17 protein-coding genes are annotated in these 20379 nt (G+C 38.6%); 5 read left to right on the forward strand and 12 right to left on the reverse strand.

The features are described from left to right. Positions 1–2: 2 nt before the first annotated feature. From lpdA to FV185_RS04040, 10 genes are read right to left on the reverse strand one after another with little or no spacing between them, the layout of a single operon-like run. Complete coding sequence (gene lpdA, locus FV185_RS03995; protein ID WP_067493758.1) at positions 3–1430, reverse strand: dihydrolipoyl dehydrogenase; 1428 nt, start codon at positions 1428–1430, stop codon at positions 3–5. Positions 1431–1432: 2 nt separating this feature from the next. Then, positions 1433–2635 carry a 2-oxoglutarate dehydrogenase complex dihydrolipoyllysine-residue succinyltransferase gene (odhB, locus tag FV185_RS04000; protein WP_156474168.1) on the reverse strand — a complete coding sequence of 401 codons (1203 nt, stop codon included), beginning with the start codon at positions 2633–2635 and terminating at the stop codon, positions 1433–1435. A gap of 14 nt (positions 2636–2649) precedes the next feature. Then, positions 2650–5463, reverse strand: coding sequence for a 2-oxoglutarate dehydrogenase E1 component (locus FV185_RS04005; RefSeq protein ID WP_067493762.1), 2814 nt, complete (start codon positions 5461–5463; stop codon positions 2650–2652). A 37-nt stretch (positions 5464–5500) separates the two neighbouring features. Next, on the reverse strand, positions 5501–6796 hold the full coding sequence (gene gltA, locus FV185_RS04010; RefSeq protein ID WP_067493764.1) for a citrate synthase: 1296 nt from the start codon (positions 6794–6796) through the stop codon (positions 5501–5503). A gap of 35 nt (positions 6797–6831) precedes the next feature. Then, the gene (locus FV185_RS04015) at positions 6832–7077 is read right to left on the reverse strand and encodes an FAD assembly factor SdhE (protein ID WP_067493766.1); all 246 of its coding nucleotides are present in this window, start codon (positions 7075–7077) and stop codon (positions 6832–6834) included. Between the two features lie 3 nt (positions 7078–7080). Continuing rightward, the gene (locus tag FV185_RS04020) at positions 7081–7776 is read right to left on the reverse strand and encodes a succinate dehydrogenase iron-sulfur subunit (protein ID WP_067493768.1); all 696 of its coding nucleotides are present in this window, start codon (positions 7774–7776) and stop codon (positions 7081–7083) included. Between the two features lie 13 nt (positions 7777–7789). After that, the gene (gene sdhA, locus FV185_RS04025; protein WP_067493770.1) at positions 7790–9553 is read right to left on the reverse strand and encodes a succinate dehydrogenase flavoprotein subunit; all 1764 of its coding nucleotides are present in this window, start codon (positions 9551–9553) and stop codon (positions 7790–7792) included. Between the two features lie 3 nt (positions 9554–9556). Further along, on the reverse strand, positions 9557–9901 hold the full coding sequence (sdhD, locus tag FV185_RS09540; RefSeq protein ID WP_067493772.1) for a succinate dehydrogenase, hydrophobic membrane anchor protein: 345 nt from the start codon (positions 9899–9901) through the stop codon (positions 9557–9559). Then, positions 9895–10272: a succinate dehydrogenase, cytochrome b556 subunit gene (gene sdhC / locus FV185_RS04035; RefSeq protein ID WP_197457742.1), complete on the reverse strand. Its 378-nt coding sequence runs from the start codon at positions 10270–10272 to the stop codon at positions 9895–9897. Before sdhC ends, sdhD begins: the two co-directional genes overlap by 7 nt. A 19-nt stretch (positions 10273–10291) precedes the next feature. Further along, complete coding sequence (locus FV185_RS04040; RefSeq protein WP_067493776.1) at positions 10292–11023, reverse strand: GntR family transcriptional regulator; 732 nt, start codon at positions 11021–11023, stop codon at positions 10292–10294. Positions 11024–11182: 159 nt separating this feature from the next. On the opposite strand from FV185_RS04040, the gene prpB reads away from it, so the two are divergent. The 5 genes from prpB to FV185_RS04065 are packed head-to-tail and all read left to right on the forward strand — an operon-like array spanning position 11183 to position 18394. Continuing rightward, a complete protein-coding gene (gene prpB, locus FV185_RS04045) occupies positions 11183–12070 on the forward strand; it encodes a methylisocitrate lyase (protein ID WP_197457743.1) in 888 nt (295 codons plus the stop codon). Continuing rightward, positions 12070–13224: a bifunctional 2-methylcitrate synthase/citrate synthase gene (gene prpC / locus FV185_RS04050; RefSeq protein ID WP_067493778.1), complete on the forward strand. Its 1155-nt coding sequence runs from the start codon at positions 12070–12072 to the stop codon at positions 13222–13224. Before prpB ends, prpC begins: the two co-directional genes overlap by 1 nt. Before the next feature lie 18 nt (positions 13225–13242). Further along, entirely contained in the window at positions 13243–14685 is a 1443-nt protein-coding gene (locus FV185_RS04055; protein ID WP_067493780.1) for a bifunctional 2-methylcitrate dehydratase/aconitate hydratase, read from the forward strand. A gap of 23 nt (positions 14686–14708) precedes the next feature. After that, positions 14709–17390, forward strand: coding sequence for an aconitate hydratase AcnA (acnA, locus tag FV185_RS04060; RefSeq protein WP_067493782.1), 2682 nt, complete (start codon positions 14709–14711; stop codon positions 17388–17390). Between the two features lie 20 nt (positions 17391–17410). Next, entirely contained in the window at positions 17411–18394 is a 984-nt protein-coding gene (locus tag FV185_RS04065; protein WP_067493784.1) for a malate dehydrogenase, read from the forward strand. Positions 18395–18467: 73 nt separating this feature from the next. Here the strand turns inward: FV185_RS04065 and cysM are convergent, their stop codons facing one another. Further along, entirely contained in the window at positions 18468–19358 is an 891-nt protein-coding gene (gene cysM, locus FV185_RS04070; protein WP_067493786.1) for a cysteine synthase CysM, read from the reverse strand. A 1-nt stretch (position 19359) separates the two neighbouring features. Continuing rightward, positions 19360–20370 (reverse strand): ADP-glyceromanno-heptose 6-epimerase, encoded by a 1011-nt coding sequence (gene rfaD, locus FV185_RS04075; RefSeq protein WP_067493788.1) that lies wholly within the window; start codon positions 20368–20370, stop codon positions 19360–19362. Positions 20371–20379: the final 9 nt, after the last annotated feature.

Raw genomic sequence — 20379 nt, forward strand, 5'->3', positions numbered from 1 at the left:
GTTTACATATTTAAGGCTCTACCATCTACAGCTAAAGCTGCTTCATGAATTACTTCACTTAATGATGGATGAGCATGAACAATACGAGCTAAATCTTCACTTGATGCTTTGAATTCCATGGCCACAACGGCTTCAGTAATTAACTCTGATGCAAATGGTCCGATTATATGTATACCTAATATTTCATCAGTTGCTTGATGTGCAATAATTTTTACAAAGCCACGAGTTTCATTTAAACCCTTGGCGCGGCCATTGGCAGCAAAAGGAAACTTTCCTACACGATAGGGAATATTATCTGATTTGAGTGATTGTTCAGTTTTGCCAACCCAAGCAATCTCAGGGGAAGTATAAATTACCCATGGAATGGTATTAAAATTCACATGAGCAAATTGACCATTAATTGACTCAGCAACTGCTACTGCCTCTTCCTCAGCCTTATGAGCCAGCATAGGACCACGTACTACATCACCGATAGCCCAAATTTTTGGATTGTCAGTTTGACAGTTATCATCTACTTTTACAAAGCCTCTCTCATCAATGGCAACACCAACCTTGTCACAGTGTAGATTATCGGTATTCGGAATACGACCTATTGATACTATTAATTTATCAACAACAATCTTTTTAGGAATATCACCAATTTGATAACTAATAGTAATTTCCTTGTTTTTTATAGAAATATCACCTAATTTTGCAGAAAATTCAAAATTAAGTCCTAGATCCTTAGTAAATATTTTTAGTGCTTCAGTGGCTATATCTTTATCTGCAGTAGCTAATAGTGAATCCTGTGCTTCTAGAATAGTTACTTGGCTACCTAATCTTTTCCAAACACTACCCATTTCTAGACCAATTACACCAGAACCGATAACACCAAGACGTTGTGGTACAGATGAAAGTGAAAGTGCTCCTTCATTATCTAAAATGGATTTATTATCAAAGGGAAGATTTGGGAGTGAACGAGGTTTAGATCCGGTAGCAATAATGACTTTTTCACCACACACTTCTTCACTATTACCGTTATTATCCACTTTGATAATAACACCAGACTCGTTTTCACCTACAAATGAAGCATGTCCATGAATGGAAGTGACCTTATTTTTTTTAAATAAGTAAGCCACCCCACCTGTTAATTCATTCACGATCTTTTGTTTTCGGGACTGCATCTTACTAATATCAATATTTGGATTGCTAACTGATATACCGTGATCAATAAAATCGTGACCTACTTTTGCAAATAATTCAGAAGACTCTAAAAGTGCTTTTGATGGGATACAACCCACATTTAAGCAAGTTCCTCCCAAGCTTGGCTTACTCTCTTGATTAACAAATTTATCGATACAAGCTACATTCATACCAAGTTGTGCTGCACGAACAGCAGCAATATACCCGCCAGGGCCGGCGCCAATGATTACCAGATCAAAATTTTTCATGTTTATATATCCAATAATAGTCTTGCTGGATCTTCTAAAGCATCTTTAATTGCAACCAAGGTTAATACGGCCTCACGTCCATCAATAATACGATGGTCATAAGACATTGCTAAATAATTCATTGGGCGAATTACAATTTGCCCATTTTCGACAACAGCACGTTCTTTTGTTGCGTGTACACCTAAAATAGCGGATTGAGGCGGATTAATAATAGGTGTTGATAACATTGATCCAAATACCCCACCATTTGAGATGGAAAAAGTACCACCAGTTAGCTCTTCAAGGGTAATTTTTCCATCCTTTGCACGATTACCAAAATCAGCAATTTGCTTTTCTATATCAGCAATACTAAGTTGATCAGCGTTTCTTAAGATAGGCACAACCAATCCTCTTGCACTACCAACTGCTATACCAATATCGTAATAACCATGATAAATAATATCGTTTCCATCAATAGACGCATTAACAATAGGATATTTTTTAAGCGCTGCAACAGCTGCTTTCACAAAGAAAGACATAAATCCTAATTTAACACCATGCTCTTTTTCAAATTTCTCTTTATATTTATTACGCAAATCCATTACAGGTTGCATATTTACTTCATTAAAAGTTGTTAAAATTGCTGCTGTGGATTGTGATTCCACAAGACGTTCCGCTACACGTGCTCTTAGTCTTGACATAGGAACACGTTGTTCAATCCGTTCACCGCTTAAAGTGGCAACTTGAACTGGGGCTGTGTTTGTTTTATTTTGTGCTAATTGACCGATAACATCAGCTTTAGTAACGCGACCACCTCGCCCACTACCCTCAATTTGCTTAATATCTAAATTATTTTCAACTATAAGTTTTTTCGCGGCTGGCATCGCGACAGTAAGTGATGAAGTTTGCGTATCTTTTGAAGACTCAATTTGCTTTTCTGAAGAAGAATCTTTTTTATTTGCTAAAGATTCTTTATCAGCAACCGCGTCTGTATCTATAGTAGCAATGACTTCATTGCTGGTTACTTGATCACCTTGTTTTTTTAGGATTGAAATTAATTTCCCATTTACAGGAGCAGGTAATTCTAAAACCACTTTATCTGTTTCTACATCAATCAAATTTTCATCTCGAACAACCATATCACCAACAGATTTATTCCATGTTAGCAATGTTGCCTCGGAAACAGACTCAGACAGTTGAGGTACCTTTACTTCAATAATCATAATATTCTCCGCATTTTTCAGGCAGTAATTGTTAATGCCGCATCTATTAAGGCTTTTTGTTGTTCATTATGTTTTGCTAAATAACCTACAGCAGGTGAAGCAGATGAAGGTCTTAACGCATAGGACAGTTTTTGATGTTTCAGTAAATGTCTATTCAAATAGTGTTGAATTCTATGCCATGCACCTTGATTACCAGGTTCTTCTTGTGCCCAGACAACAGATTTGGCATGGCTGTATTTTTTGATTTCGTCAGCAAACTCGTTATGAGGGAAAGGATAAAGCTGTTCAAGGCGTATGATTGCTATATTCTCAATATTACGCACCTTTCTCTCAGCCACTAAGTCGTAATAAACCTTACCACTACATACAACAAGACGCTCCACTTTATCTGCTTTCAGTTTTTCAACTTCAGAAATTACAGGTTTAAATCCACCAACAGACAGTTCTTTTAATTCAGATGTTGCTTCTTTACGACGTAAGAGACTTTTTGGTGTAATAACAATAAGTGGTTTCCTCATCGGTCTTACCATCTGTCTTCTTAAAAGATGGAAAACTTGCGCAGGAGTACTTGGTACACAAACTTGAATGTTGTACTCGGCACATAGTTGAAGATATCTTTCTAAACGAGCTGAAGAATGTTCAGGTCCCTGGCCCTCATAACCGTGTGGAAGTAATAATGTAAGCCCACATAATCTGCCCCATTTGCTTTCACCAGAACTGATAAATTGATCAATTACTACCTGTGCTCCATTTGCAAAATCGCCAAATTGCGCTTCCCAAATAATTAATTGTCTAGGTTCCGTTGTTGCATAACCGTATTCAAAACCTAACACTGCCTCCTCGGATAAAATTGAATCAATTACCGTAAATTCAGGTTGATTGTCTTTTATGTGTTGTAGAGGAACATAAATTCCAGAATCCCAACTTTGTCTATTCTGATCATGTATCACCGCATGGCGATGGGAGAAAGTACCTCTTCCACAATCTTGGCCAGATAGACGTATACCGTACCCTTCATCTAATAATGATGCGTAGGCTAAGATTTCCCCCATACCCCAATCTAGCGGTAAATCTCCCTTACCCATTAACTTTCTATTATCAATGACACGTTGTACCGTTGGGTGTAATTTATATTCAGAAGGAATAGACGTTACCTTCTCGCCAAGTCTTTTCAAAACTTTGAGCGGTAAAGCAGTTGATGAATTAGCACGCCAATCTGATTGATTATAAATACCCCAATTAGCAGTAAAAGGACTTTGATAGCCATGAATTACTGTCTGATCGAGCAGTACACCCGCATCAAGAGCATCACGATAGGCTTGTACGTATTTATCACCGTCTCCTTTTGCAATAACATCATGATTCTCTAATTGGTCAGCATAAAGTTTTCTAGTAGTCAGTCGAGAGTTAATCTTTTTATACATCCATGGTTGCGTGACCATAGGTTCATCTTGCTCGTTATGACCTAAGCGTCTGTAGCAAACCAAATCAATTACCACGTCAGAATGAAAGGTGTTTCTAAAATCTAGTGCAACTTGTGCGACTAATAAAACACTTTCAGGATCATCACCATTAACATGAAATACGGGGGCTTCAATCATCTTGGCAATGTCAGTACAGTATGTAGTAGAACGTGTGTCTCGTGGGTCAGAGGTGGTAAACCCAATTTGATTATTCACAACAATGTGTAATGTTCCACCTGTTGCATACCCTCTTGTTTTAGAGAGAGCCATGGTTTCCATAACAACACCTTGCCCAGCAAAGGCTGAATCACCATGTATGAGTACGGGTAAGACCTGGTCACCACTTATATCATTTCGTCTATCTTGCCTTGCTCTCACCGACCCTTCAACCACAGGATTAACAATTTCTAAATGAGAGGGATTAAAAGCGAGCGTTAAATGCACAGGCCCACCTGAAGTTTTGATATCTGAAGAAAACCCTTGATGATACTTCACATCACCAGAACTTAATTCTGAAGAATGCTTTCCTTCAAACTCTGAAAACAAATCTCTTGGCATTTTTCCAAGACAATTTACAAGTACATTTAAACGACCTCTATGAGCCATTCCGATAACGATTTCCTTTGTTCCCGATGCCCCTGCTCGCTGAATGGTTTCATTTACAATAGGAATTAAGGATTCACCACCTTCCAATGAAAAACGTTTTTGTCCTACGTAACGAGTATGTAGATACCTTTCCAAGGTTTCTGCAGCCGTAATATGTTGCAGTAAACTTCTTTTGTCATCTGGGCTTAAATTTATTTTTGACCTAGACCCTTCAAAACGACTTTGAATCCAGCGCTTTTGTTCAGTACTGGTTAAGTACATGTATTCAATCCCTACATGCTTACAATAAGTCTCTTTAAGCGCTTCAATAATACTTCTTAAAGTTGCACGGTGTGGACCGACTAACGAACCTGTATCAAACTCTGTATCAAGGTCAGTGTCCTCTAAACCATAGTGTTTATAATCTAGCTCAGTAACAGCTTCGGATAAATGTCTTTGCAAAGGATCTAAATCAGCAATTCGATTACCCAAAAAACGATAGGCGTTAATTAACTGAAGTACACCAACTTGTTTAGGATTATGGCCTTGTGGAGGTGTAGAAATTGGTGCTTTATGTTTAGCATATAGCGCAAATTGTTCAATGATTTCACTGTGATTTATATCTTTAGACTTTGAATCAGATATTTTTTGTAATTCATCGAAATACTTACGCCAATCAGGATCTACGCTATCAGGATTCTCCAAATAATGTTCATATTGTTCTTCAATAAAGGGGGCATTCGAACCAAACAAATATGAGCTTTTAAGATCATCCTTAAACATAATTTTTCCTCAATATGTTAATCAATATTTTTTATTATTAACCACGTTTTGATACAGGCACCCAATCTCTTTGTGTTTGACCAATATAGAGTTGTCTTGGACGGCCAATTTTTTGTTCAGGATCAGAGATCATTTCATTCCATTGTGAAATCCAGCCAACTGTTCTACCTAAAGCAAATACTGCAGTAAACATACTTACAGGTATTCCTAAAGCTCTTAGAACAATGCCGGAATAAAAATCAACATTAGGATAAAGTTTTTTGGAAATAAAATATTCATCTTCAAGTGCGATACGTTCTAATTCAAGAGCCAATTTAAACATTGGGTCATCGTGTAAACCTAATTCATTAAGGACTTCATGACAGGTTTTACGCATCACACCAGCTCGTGGATCCATATTCTTGTACACACGATGTCCAAACCCCATCAATCTAAAGGAGTCGTTTTTATCCTTAGCACGTGCTATGTATTTACCCACCTGAGAAACATCACCGATTTCAGCGAGCTGTTTTAATACCGCTTCGTTTGCTCCACCATGAGCTGGCCCCCATAGTGCGGCAATACCTGCTGCTATACATGCAAATGGATTAGCACCACTTGAACCTGCCAATCTAACTGTAGAAGTGGATGCATTTTGTTCATGATCTGCGTGTAGAGTAAGGATACGATCGAAGGCTTTCACTAATACGGGATTAGGTACATATTCCTCACAAGGCGTTGCGAACATCATATATAAGAAATTCGCTGCATAGCTGAGGTCATTTCTTGGGTACATAAAAGGTAAACCCGTATTGTAGCGATAACACATAGCAGCAATAGTAGGTACCTTTGCAAGAAGCCTAGTGGCAGATATGGCTCTATGTTCAGCGTTTGTAATATTCAAAGAATCATGATAAAAAGCAGATAAAGCCCCCACAACACCTACCATTACCGCCATGGGATGGGCGTCACGTCTAAATCCCTTGAAAAAGTTGGTTAATTGATCATGTACCATCGTATGGCGTCTAATATTTTGCTCAAAATCCATACGTTGTTTTTGATTTGGTAACTCGCCATTTAATAGTAAATAGCAGACTTCCATAAAATCGGATTGTTCGGCTAATTGTTCAATAGGGTAACCACGATAGTAAAGTAGACCTTGATCACCATCTATATAAGTAATTTCTGACTTACAGCTTGCTGTGGCTAAGAAACCTGGGTCATAAGTAAACATTCCCGTTTGGCCCAAACCACGGATATCAATCACATCAGGACCAATTGAACCAGAATAGATTGGTAACTCCACAGTTGTTCCATCTGGTGTTGTTAACTTTGCACTTTTATTGCTATCCATGATTTGCTCCCTACACTAAATATAATTTATAAAACTTAAGAATTTCTTATCTTATTCATTAACTCAATTTCTAGAATTTCTTGTGGATCCTTTCTTCCCATAGCCATATCTAAGAAATCATTATCTGAAAGTTGCAAGAAACCGTCGTAGACTGTAATCTCTTCTTCAGTTAATGTATCTAAGTGTTTAGATAAAAAACGTTCCAGAAGCAAATCCATCTCCAGTAAACCTCTTCTACTACGCCAGAGAATTCGTTCTTTTCTGTTTTTATCTAATAGCATGGCTTATACAGATCTTTTGAGTAAGGCATCCTTAATCTTGCCAATAGCTTTAGTTGGATTAAGACCTTTTGGACAAACATCCACACAATTCATAATCGTGTGACAACGGAATAAACGATAAGGGTCTTCTAGATTATCAAGTCGTTCATTGGTTGCCTCATCGCGTGTGTCTGCAATAAAACGATACGCTTGTAATAGTCCAGCTGGCCCAACAAACTTATCAGGATTCCACCAAAAAGATGGACATGAAGTACTACAGCAAGCACAAAGTACACACTCATATAACCCATTTAACTCCTCTCTGTCTTCAGGAGATTGAAGTCTTTCTTTCTGAGGAGGTGGATTATCATTTATTAGATAAGGTTTAACTGAATGATATTGCTTAAAAAACTGTCCCATATCGACAATCAAATCCCGAATTACAGGTAAACCTGGCAAAGGACGTAATACGACTGGTTCTTTTAAATCCTTTAATGGAGTAATACAGGCTAACCCATTTTTTCCATTAATATTCATACCATCAGAACCACATACGCCTTCACGACAGGATTTTCTGAGACCAATACTATCATCTAGGGCTTTAATTTTTAAGATTGCATCAAGTAACATTCTGTCTGTTGGAGCAAGCTCAATATCATAATCTTGCATATATGGTTTTTCATCAACTTCTGGATTGAAACGGTAAATACTGAATTTCATTGTTAACTCCAAATCAATAGACTCTGACTTTTGGTTCAAATGATTCAACGGTAAGTGGTTTTAAGTTCACTGGTTTGTAATCCATTCGATTACCTTCTTGATACCATAAACTATGTTTCAACCAATTCTTATCATCACGTTCTTTAAAATCATCACGTGCATGAGCGCCACGACTCTCTTTTCGTGCTTCCGCAGAAACCAGTGTAGCCTCAGCAACAATAATAAGGTTTTCTAGTTCAAGCGCTTCGATACGCGCAGTATTGAAGACTTTACTTTTATCTTTAACATGCGTGTGTTTTACACGTTCAGCAACCTCTTTGATTTTATCAACTCCCTCGGAGAGAAGTTGTTCCGTACGGAAAACGCCTGCGTGGTTTTGTACAGTCCGACGTAATTCTTGGCCAACCTCATGAACGCTTTCACCACTGGATGAATTATCAATTCTGGCAAGTCTAGATAAAGAGTAATCACCAGCATCTTTTGGTAAATCACGATGCTGCGGATTGGTTTTTAACCATTCAACCAAATGGTCACCAGCCGACTTTCCAAACACCAATAAATCGAGCAACGAGTTAGTTCCTAAGCGGTTGGCACCGTGTACTGATACACAAGCACATTCACCAATTGCATATAAACCCGGTACGATTGAATTTGGATTACCATTTTTAGGAACAACCACTTGTCCATAATAATTTGTTGGGATACCTCCCATTTGATAATGGCAGGTTGGAACAACAGGAATGGGTTCCTTGATAGGATCAACATGTGCGAATTTAATAGCGATTTCACGTATTCCTGGTAAACGCTTATTAATAACTTCTGGACCCAAATGGTCTAACTTGAGCAAAACATGGTCTTTTTCAGGTCCAACACCACGACCTTCTTTAATCTCCTGATCCATAGCACGAGATACTACATCACGGCTTGCTAAATCCTTCATCGTTGGCGCGTAACGTTCCATAAAGCGCTCACCCTGAGAATTCAACAATATCCCACCCTCGCCCCTCACGCCCTCTGTAATCAGAACACCGGCACCAGCAACTCCAGTTGGGTGGAATTGCCAAAATTCCATATCTTCAAGAGGAATTCCTGCACGAGCAGCCATACCCATCCCATCACCAGTATTTATATAAGCATTAGTACTTGAACGATAAATACGTCCAGCTCCACCAGTAGCTAGCACAACGGCTTTAGACTGAAATAACATTACTTGACCAGTTTCCATCTCCATAGCAACTAGTCCTACAACTGCCCCTTCGTAGTCTCTAATTAAGTCCAGGGCTATCCATTCAACAAAAAACTGACAGCGTGCCCTTACATTACGCTGATATAAGGTATGCAACATTGCATGACCGGTTCTGTCAGCGGCAGCACAGGCTCGTTGTACAGGTTTTTCACCAAAGTTTTGTGAATGACCACCAAAAGGACGTTGATAAATGGTTCCATCTGGATTTCTATCAAAAGGCATACCAAAGTGCTCAAGTTCATAAACAACTTCAGTGGCTTTACGGCACATGAACTCAATTGCATCTTGATCACCTAAATAATCTGATCCTTTAATGGTGTCATACATGTGCCAAAGCCAATTGTCTTCTTGCATATTTCCAAGTGAAGCGCCTATGCCTCCTTGTGCTGCAACTGTATGAGATCGAGTAGGAAAGACTTTTGAAAAAACAGCAACACGATGTCCTGCTTCAGCAAGTTGTAAAGCAGCACGCAAACCAGAGCCACCACCCCCAACAATTAACGTATCAAAGATTTGTTTATTTAAAGCCATTCATTAACTCCAAAGAATTAGTAATGCCCAAATACCATAACCAGATAAGGCAATAATGACACTTACTTGTAAGAAAAAACGTAAAGAAGTTGGTTTGATATAATCCATGAAAATATCACGAACGCCAATCCAAGCATGTAATAAAAGTGAAACAATAAATAACAAAGTAGTTATTTTTACAAAGCGATTTGAAAACAACTGATGCAAATCTTGATAACTAAATTTATCATTAATTAGTACAGTTAATGAAAAACCAATTGTGTACAGGGCCATTACAACAGCACTTACGCGCTGTATTACCCAGTCTTTCAAACCGTAATGCGCACCTACTACTACTCGTTTCACCATAATTTAACTCCAAATAAAACGGTAAGGATAATACTCACTGCCAAAACAACCATGCTAGATAAACGAGCGCCAGCTAGCTCAATACCTATATGCATATCTAATAATAAATAGCGTATACCGGCACAAAAGTGATGCAAGAATGACCACAGGATCATTATAAGTACTAGTTTGATTAAGAAATTGTCATATAGTGTTTGGATAATCTGGAAATCTGAAGGATTACCCAATACAGATTGAAGAGTGATGAGTAAAAGTGGCACGCCGATTAAGAATAACAAAGCGCCACTTACTCGATGCAATATTGAAACAATACCAGGTACAGGTAATTTTATAGTGGTTAAATCAAGGTTTTTGGGTCTTTTTTTAGTCATAATACTCATCGCAGTCCTCTCAACTCATTTCTGTCACATAAGAGAATTGGTCGGTATGACACAATCCCCTTCTCCATTCTACTGGACGGTCGCCATATGTGAAAGCTACTCGATCAACCTGAAGTAAAGGATATCCCTCAGGTACGTTCAAAAGCTTGGCTACTTCAAGGGTAGCGGACACGGCTTTAATATGTTCTTCCGCCCGAATCATGGCAATCCCAAATCGCGTTTCAAAAAAACTATACAAAGAGCCTGAATAACTTTTCACCATATTTTCATCCAAACCCTTAAAGTAAGTGGCAGGGATATGAAGTTCGTCATAAATTTGCGGTGTATTTTGATACATTAACAAGCGTTTGATACAGTAGATGCCAGCTCCAACTCTAAGTTCAAGTAAATTGGCAGAAATTTCTGGTGCCTTTTCTCTGGTTACAGATATGAAATGACTGGCAGGATATTCAATTTGGCCATCGTCACGGTTAATTCTTAAAAATCGTGTAGAAGCTCTCTCTGTGGTGTGGCTGGCAACGTATGTACCTTTGCCTTGACGTCGAATAAGGATATTTTCAGCAGCAAGCTCATCAATAGCCTTTCTTACTGTGCCTTGACTGACTTTGTATCTTGAAGCCAAATCCATTTCACTAGGTATGGCGTCACCTGGTTTCCATTCCCCTGCTATTAAGCTTTGTGTAATGAGTATTTTTATTTGATCGTATAGTGGTCTATAACTCGGTGATACTAGACTATTCATAACATCTCCTCTGTTACTTTTTTAATATAGCATGCTTGAGTAGCCTTTACTAGCAAAATATATATCTTATATAAGATATATATTAATTGACATAGAAAACTATATTACATTAATATAAAGTTTAAAAAAAATCCATCATTTTTTCTCACAGGACCAATCATGGAAATTATCACCCCAGGTAAGAACTTACGTATGGCTGTTAAAGCAGAAAGCCCATTACAGATGGTCGGTGCAATTAATGCATTTACTGCGAAAATGGCTGAAAAAACTGGCTATAAAGCGCTCTACTTATCTGGTGGTGGTGTAGCAGCAAATTCGTTGGGCTTACCTGACTTGGGAATTTCCACATTAGAGGATGTATTAACAGATATCAGACGAATAACAGATGCCACGACCCTACCTTTATTAGTGGATGCAGATACTGGATGGGGTGGTGCTTTTAATATTGCTAGAACCGTTAAAAGTATGACTAAAGCTGGTGCAGCGGGGTTACATATAGAAGATCAGGTACAAACAAAGCGCTGTGGACATAGACCCAATAAAGCTATTGTAACGCTTAGTGAAATGGTTGATCGTATAAAGGCTGCTGTCGATGCAAGAATAGATGAAAGCTTTGTTATTATGGCACGTACTGATGCACTGGCTGTTGAAGGGATCAATTCAGCACTTGAGAGAGCACAAGCTTGTATAGAAGCTGGAGCAGACATGTTGTTTCCAGAAGCTATTTCTGAATTGTCTATGTATCAGGTATTCAAAACTAAAATAAACAAACCTATTTTAGCTAATATTACAGAATTTGGTGCAACCCCTATGTATACCACCACCGAACTCAAAACTGTAGGCGTAGATATTGTTCTTTATTGTTGCGGAGCTTACAGAGCGATGAATAAGGCTGCACTTACTGTATATGAAGCTATACGACGCGATGGTACGCAAAAAAACGTTATCGACATAATGCAAACACGAGCTGAATTGTACGATTTTCTAAATTATCATTCATATGAACAAAAATTAGATGAGTTGTTTTCGAAGGAGGAGGAGAAATAATGAGTGCTGATAATAACAATACTACAGGTAAACCTAAAAAATCTGTTGCACTATCAGGAGTTGTTGCAGGTAACACAGCTATTTGTACAGTTGGAAGAAGCGGTAACGACCTTCATTATCGTGGCTTTGATATTCTTGATTTAGCCAAACATGCTACGTTTGAAGAAGTAGCACATTTGTTAATACATGATCATCTCCCCTCGCAAGCAGAATTAAAACAATACAGAAAAAAACTAAAAGCATTACGAGGTATCCCTGCTCAATTACAAATTGTTTTAGAACAAATCCCCGCCGCCGCTCATCCAATGGATGTTCTTAGAACAGGTGCATCCGTATTAGGAACACTGCTACCTGAAAAAGAAGATCACAATATTACAGGAGCACGGGATATTGCCGATAAACTAATGGCTTCATTTGGTTCAATGTTGCTTTATTGGTATCACTTTTCACATCACGGGCGTCAAATTGATGTGGAAACAGATGATGAGACAATCGCCGGACATTTTCTACATTTGCTACATGGATTAAAACCAAGTAATTCTCATGTTAAAGCCTTAGACACATCACTTATTCTTTATGCAGAACATGAGTTCAATGCGTCCACTTTCGCTGCTAGAGTAACTGCCGGAACATTGTCGGATATGTACTCATCAATTACATCAGGTATTGGTACTTTAAGAGGTCCGAAACATGGTGGCGCAAATGAAGTTGCTATGGATATTATTCGACGCTATCACAGCGCCGATCAAGCAGAACAAGATATTAAGCAACGTATTGCGAATAAAGAAATTATTATCGGATTTGGCCATCCAGTTTATACAATCTCAGATCCACGAAATCAAATTATTAAAGAAATTTCAAGAACTCTTTGTAAAGAAGCAGGCTATCTCACTTTATTTGATATTTCTGAAACCATTGAAAATGTGATGTGGTCCGAGAAAAAGATGTTCCCGAACCTGGATTGGTATAGTGCATCAAGTTACCACATGATGGGTATTCCCACCCCCATGTTCACACCTATATTTGTCATAGCAAGAACTGCCGGCTGGTCCGCTCATGTTATAGAACAACGGATTGACAATAAAATTATCAGACCAAGTGCAAATTATACTGGCCCAGAACCCAAAACTTTTACCCCAATTGATCTTCGTTAATATTTAGGAAAAGCAATTATGTCAGCACACATTTCAAATGAACGTCCCGCACCTGACCAAGTACTCGTAGATATTGCCAATTACGTAGATCAATTTATTATTTCTTCGGATGAGGCACTTGTTACAGCAAGAAACTGTCTTATTGACACATTAGGTTGTGGATTAGAGGCTCTCTCTTATCCTGCATGTACTAAATTAATGGGGCCAATTGTACCGGGGACCATTGTTCCCAATGGCGCAAAAGTACCAGGGACACAATTCCAATTAGATCCTGTTCACGCTGCGTTTAATATTGGCTGTATGATCCGCTGGTTAGATTTTAATGACACATGGCTTGCAGCCGAATGGGGTCACCCGTCAGATAATCTAGGAGGCATCTTAGCCGTTGCAGATTGGTTATCCAGAAACAATGTCGCTACTGGCAAAGCACCATTAACTATGCGTACAGTCCTGGATGCAATGATTAAAGCGCATGAAATACAAGGGATCCTGGCACTTGAAAATAGCTTTAATCGCGTCGGACTTGATCATGTTGTATTAGTAAAAGTTGCTTCAACTGCTGTTGTAGCAAAACTCTTAGGTCTTAGTAGAGACGAAATCATTAATGCAGTGTCTTTAGCATGGGTAGATGGCCAAAGCTTAAGAACATATAGACATGCCCCCAATACAGGCTCTAGAAAATCTTGGGCTGCAGGTGACGCTACCAGTCGTGCTGTAAGATTAGCACTCATGGCACAAAAAGGTGAAATGGGTTACCCCTCTGTACTGACAGCTAAAACTTGGGGGTTTTATGATGTGTTATTTAAAGGCAATGCTTTTGAATTTCAACGACCATACGGTAGTTATGTTATGGAAAATGTATTATTTAAAATATCATTTCCAGCAGAGTTTCATGCGCAAACTGCTGTGGAGTGTGCATTAAAACTGCATCCTCAAATCAAGGATCGTTTACATGATGTAGAAAAAATTGTCATCACCACTCATGAATCAGCTATTCGTATAATTGATAAAAAAGGCCCCCTTAATAATCCGGCCGATAGAGACCACTGTATTCAATACATGACTGCTATCGGTTTGATTTTCGGTCAACTCACCGCAGCTGACTATGAAGACTCGCGAGCACAAGATCCACGCATTGACGAGTTACGCGCTAAAATGGAGTGTGTTGAAAATAGTCAATATAGTAAAGATTATTTGGATCCTGAAAAAAGATCGATTGCTAATGCTATACAAATTTTCTTTAAAGATGGATCAAAATCAAATAACGTAGAAGTTGAATATCCTGTTGGCCATCGTCGTCGACGTGCAGAAGGTATTCCTCTACTTGAGCAAAAATTTAAAGTAAATCTAGCGCGTCGTTTTCCACAAAAGCAACAACAAACAATCCTAAATATCGCGCTCGATCAGGAAAAACTAGAACAAACCCCGGTTAATGAATTTGTTGACCTTTTTGTCATTTAATAATGTTGTCAATGGAGTATCCCATGTTACATAACACATTTAATACACTCAAAGAATTCCCAGTAAAACAAGGCATTGGAAAATTTTATTCTATTCCTGCCCTAGCTGATGCAGGCTTTAACAATATCAATCGTTTACCTGTTTCAATTCGTATTGTTTTAGAAGCAGTTCTCCGTAATGTTGACGGCAAGCGAATAACCGAAGAGCATGTAAGAACTCTTGCTAATTGGCAACCGACTGAGTCAAGAACTGAAGAAATCCCTTTCGTTGTAGCTCGTGTGGTTTTACAAGATTTCACAGGAGTTCCCTTATTAGCAGATTTGGCTGCGATGAGAAACGTTGCAGTAAACCAAGGAAAAAATCCTAAAGCTATTGAACCACTTGTCCCGGTTAATCTAGTAGTCGATCATTCCGTACAAGTTGATCATTACAATACAAATACTGCTATACAAGACAATATGCAGCTTGAATTTGAACGTAATTCTGAACGTTATAAATTCATGAAATGGGGTATGCAAGCATTTGATACCTTTCAAGTCGTTCCACCTGGAATTGGTATTGTTCATCAAGTAAATCTAGAATACCTTGCACGTGGGGTCATTAAAAAAGATCAGGTTTTCTATCCAGATACATTAGTCGGTACCGACTCACACACAACCATGATTAACGGTATTGGTGTTGTAGGATGGGGGGTTGGCGGTATTGAGGCTGAGGCTGGAATGCTTGGGCAACCCGTTTATTTTCTCACTCCAGATGTTGTGGGTGTAAATCTAACTGGAAAGTTAAAAGAAGGTGTTACCGCAACAGATTTAGTCTTAACTATTACAGAAATGCTTCGTAAAGCAAAAGTTGTTGGTAAATTTGTTGAATTTTTTGGTGATGGCGCCACTTCACTCTCACTGCCTGACAGGGCAACTATAGCCAATATGGCACCTGAATATGGTGCAACAATGGGATTTTTCCCAGTTGATGAAGAGACTGTTGCCTATTTTAAAAATACGGGTAGAACTGAGGAGGAAATTGATGCTTTCGTCAACTATTGGAAAGCACAAAATATGTTTGGTATACCCCAAAAAGGACAATGTGATTACAGTCAACAATTAGAACTTGATTTATCAACAATTGAACCCTCAGTTGCCGGACCAAAACGTCCACAAGATCGAATTATCCTGAAAGGATTAAAAGAAAAAATCAATCAATTACTTACCACTACTGTAAAAGAAGGTGGTTATGGAAAAGAAGAACACAGCACAGAAAAAGTGTTCCATAGTGTAAATAAACACATTCCACTTAAAGATGCCGACGTACTAATTGCAGCAATTACCTCATGCACCAACACCTCTAACCCAGGAGTACTTCTTGCAGCTGGAATACTAGCTAAAAAAGCAGTTCAACTAGGTTTAAGCGTTAACCCATGGGTTAAAACTTCACTAGCACCAGGATCTCGTGTTGTGACGGAATATTTAAATAACGCAGGACTACAAGATTCGCTTGATCAATTAGGTTTTAAATTGGTTGGTTATGGATGTACTACCTGTATTGGAAACGCGGGTCCATTAGATGGGGATATTGAAGATACCATCGTTAAAAACGATCTAGTTGGTTGCGCGGTACTATCCGGTAACAGGAACTTTGAAGCACGTATTCACCCCAATATTAAAGCTAACTTTTTAATGAGCCCTCCACTAGTTGTGGCTTTTGCCATAGCCGGTCGTGTAAATATTGATATGACTACAGAGCCCATTGGTCATGGTAAAAATGGTCAACCTGTTTACTTAAAAGATATATGGCCTACACAGCAGGAAGTAGCTGAGGTCATGCGTTACGCTACTGATGCTAATACATATAGAAAACTTTACGCAGATTTCACTAAAGATAATCCATTGTGGAACAATATCCCTTCATCTACAGGTATGGTCTATCAATGGGAAAAATCAACTTATATCGCTGAGCCACCATTTTTTAAAGACTTTTCGATGACCTCAGGTCATATACAAGCCATTAAAAATGCACGTGCTTTAGGTATTTTTGGTGATTCAATTACAACAGACCATATCAGCCCTGCAGGTTCAATTAAGCCCTCCTCTCCTGCTGGAAAATATTTACAAGAAAATGGAGTGGAAATACGAGACTTCAACAGCTATGGTTCACGAAGAGGTAATCATGAAGTCATGATGCGTGGTACTTTTGCTAACGTAAGAATTAAGAATCTTATGATTCCAGGTTCAGAGGGTGGAGTTACTGTTCATCAACCCAGCGGTGAACAAATGGCTATCTATGACGCAGCAATGAAATATCAGGCAGAAAAAGTACCTACCATGATTTTTGCTGGTGAAGAATATGGTACAGGCTCTTCTCGTGATTGGGCTGCTAAAGGAACACAGCTTTTGGGCGTTAAGGCAGTTATTGCTAGAAGTTTTGAGCGTATTCACAGAAGCAATTTAGTTGGAATGGGAGTATTACCTTGTCAATTTATTGGAGAGACTACCCATCAATCATTACAACTAGATGGTAGCGAAACATTTGATTTGGTAGGAATTGATGACGGTGTAAAACCTCAACAAACTATAACATTAATTATTCGTAGAGCTAATGGACAAACACAAGAAGTACCATTATTACTTCGTATAGATACGCCAATTGAGGTAGACTACTACAAAAATGGTGGTATTCTGCCTTATGTTTTACGTGAATTGTTGAATTAGCATTTAATCTGGAGTGTTTTATGAAAAAACCTGTACGCGTTGCTGTAACTGGATCAGGCGGACAAATTGGGTATAGCCTGTTATTTCGCATTGCAAGTGGAGAAATGTTAGGGCCTGACCAACCTGTCATTCTACAACTTTTTGATATTACTCCATCATTACCTGTGGTTAAGGGTGTGGTCATGGAACTTGAAGATTGTGCATTTCCATTGTTACACGGTATCAGTATTTCAGACGATGTCCGAGTCGCTTTTAAAGACGTAGATATTGCATTACTGGTTGGTAGCAGACCACGTACCAAAGGGATGGAAAGAAAAGACTTATTAGAGATGAATGGCGCCATTTTTACAGAACAAGGACGTGCTTTATCTGAAGTTGCTAGTCGTCAAGTGAAAGTCTTGGTTGTAGGCAATCCCGCTAATACTAATGCGTTAATTGCCATGAAGAATGCACCTGATTTGTCACCACAAAACTTCTCTGCCATGATGCGTCTTGACCATAATCGTGCACTCTCACAAATCGCCAGTAAGTTATCTGTACCTGTAACAAGTGTTAAAAAAATGACGATTTGGGGAAACCATTCCGCAACCCAATATCCGGATTTATTCCAAGCGAATGTTGATGGTAAACAAGTTTCATCATTAATCAATGATCAGGCATGGGTCGAAAATACATTCATCCCAACAGTACAGAAACGTGGAGCTGCTATTATTGAGGCGCGCGGTTTGTCATCTGCTGCGTCAGCTGCCAATGCAGCAATTAACCATATTCGTGATTGGGTAATGGGTACCCCTGCCAATGATTGGGTTACCATGGGTATTCCATCTGATGGAAGTTATGGCATTCCAGAAGGGGTTATATTCGGTTATCCAGTTACCTGTCACAATGGTAACTATTCAATTGTTCAAGGCTTAGAGTTAAGTCAGTTCAGTATTGAAAAAGTAAAAGCCACACATAATGAGCTATTGGAAGAAAGAACAGCTATTAACCATTTATTAGGTTAACCGTTTGTCATTTCAGAAATAAAAAAAGGGAGGTATCTGTTGATCCTCCCTTTTTTATTTTCTTGATCATTTATTACGCAGGATACACACCCGTCGAAAGATAACGATCTCCCCTATCGCATACAATATGTACGATAGTTGCGTTTGATACCGCTTTAGAAATTTGTAATGCAGCCCAACAACCTCCTCCCGAGGACACGCCAGCAAATATACCTTCTTGCTGAGCAAGTTGTCTCATTGTTTCTTCAGCGTCAGATTGAGATACTTCAAGCACTTGATCAACTAAACTGTCATCATAAATTTTTGGTAAATATTCTTTTGGCCATTTTCTAATACCTGGAACATTTGCGCCTTCAGCAGGATGTACACCAATAATTTTAATATTTGGATTACGCTCTTTAAGATATCGAGATACACCCATTATGGTTCCTGTAGTACCCATGGTAGCAACAAAATGTGTCACTTTTCCTTGAGTAGCATGCCAAATTTCAGGACCAGTAGTTCTATAGTGAGCAAGTGGATTATCGGGATTATTAAACTGATCGAGTATTCTACCCTCACCATTCTCCATCATTTTGTTAGCTAAATCCCTAGCGCCTTCCATACCACTTTCTTTTGACACGAGGATGATATCAGCCCCAAATGCTTTCATAGTCTGTCGTCGCTCAATACTAAGATGCTCTGGCATAATCAAAATCATTCTATAGCCGCGTATTGATGCAGCTAAGGCTAATGCAATTCCGGTATTTCCACTAGTCGCCTCAATTAAAGTATCACCAGGTTTAATTTCACCTCTACTTTCGGCACCTAAAATCATTGATAACGCAGGTCTGTCTTTAACAGAACCGGCTGGATTATTACCCTCAAGCTTTGCTAATAATAGGTTTGTAGTAAGGCCCGGTAACTTCTTTAATGGCACCAATGGTGTATCACCAATACATTGTTCTATAGTTTTAATTGTCATTTTATTCTTTAATAAGTGCACCACGTCGTATGGCTACATAATGAGCTACACCTTCATTCACATCTAAGAAATCCTCTGCATAACCTGCTGCACGTAAACTCGATATATTGGCTTCAGTAAAACTCTGATATTTACCCGTTAAAGCCTCAGGAAATGGAATGTACTGGATTAAATTTCTCTCACGCATTTCTTCAAGAGTGATTTCATCCTCTCCGTTGGTCGCTCTAATTGCATTTAAGGTTGCAACAGCCATATCATTAAAGGTACGGCTTACACCAGTTCCGACGTTAAAAATACCAGAAACTTCAGGATGATCTAGGAACCAAAGATTAACTTTAACAACATCCTCAATGGAAATAAAATCACGACGTTGCTCGCCATTATCATATCCATCACAACCTTCAAATAACTTTATATAGCCATTTTCAAAATACTGGTTATAAAAATGATAGGCAACTGAAGCCATACGTCCTTTATGTTGTTCACGCGGACCGTATACATTAAAGTAGCGTAAACCAACACATGGAGCTGTTAGCCCAGTTTCTTGAACATGACTTCTGAAATATTGATCAAAAGCAAGTTTAGAATAGCCGTACACATTAAGAGGTGACTCACAGGATGGATCCTCTTTAAAAGTGGTGTTACCACCATAGACTGCAGCAGATGAGGCATACACTAAAGGAATTTCATGGTCCTGACAGTACTGAAACAATTTTACTGTATATCTAAAATTATTATCCATCATATACCGGCCGTTATGCTCCATGGTATCTGAACATGCACCTTGATGAAGAATTGCACGAACGTTTTTATCCAACGAATCCGATTCAATTAATTGAATAAACTCTCTTTTATCAAGATAATCTGCAACGATACAGTCAGATAAGTTAAAAAACTTATCTTTTTTTTCTAAATTATCTACAGCAAGAATATTAGTAAAACCACTCTCATTAAGGGTTTTAATAATATTTGAACCAATTAATCCAGCCGCACCCGTGACAATAATTACCATTTCAAATCC

The sequence above is a fragment of the Ferrovum sp. PN-J185 genome, assembly GCF_001581925.1.
Taxonomy (GTDB): domain Bacteria; phylum Pseudomonadota; class Gammaproteobacteria; order Burkholderiales; family Ferrovaceae; genus PN-J185.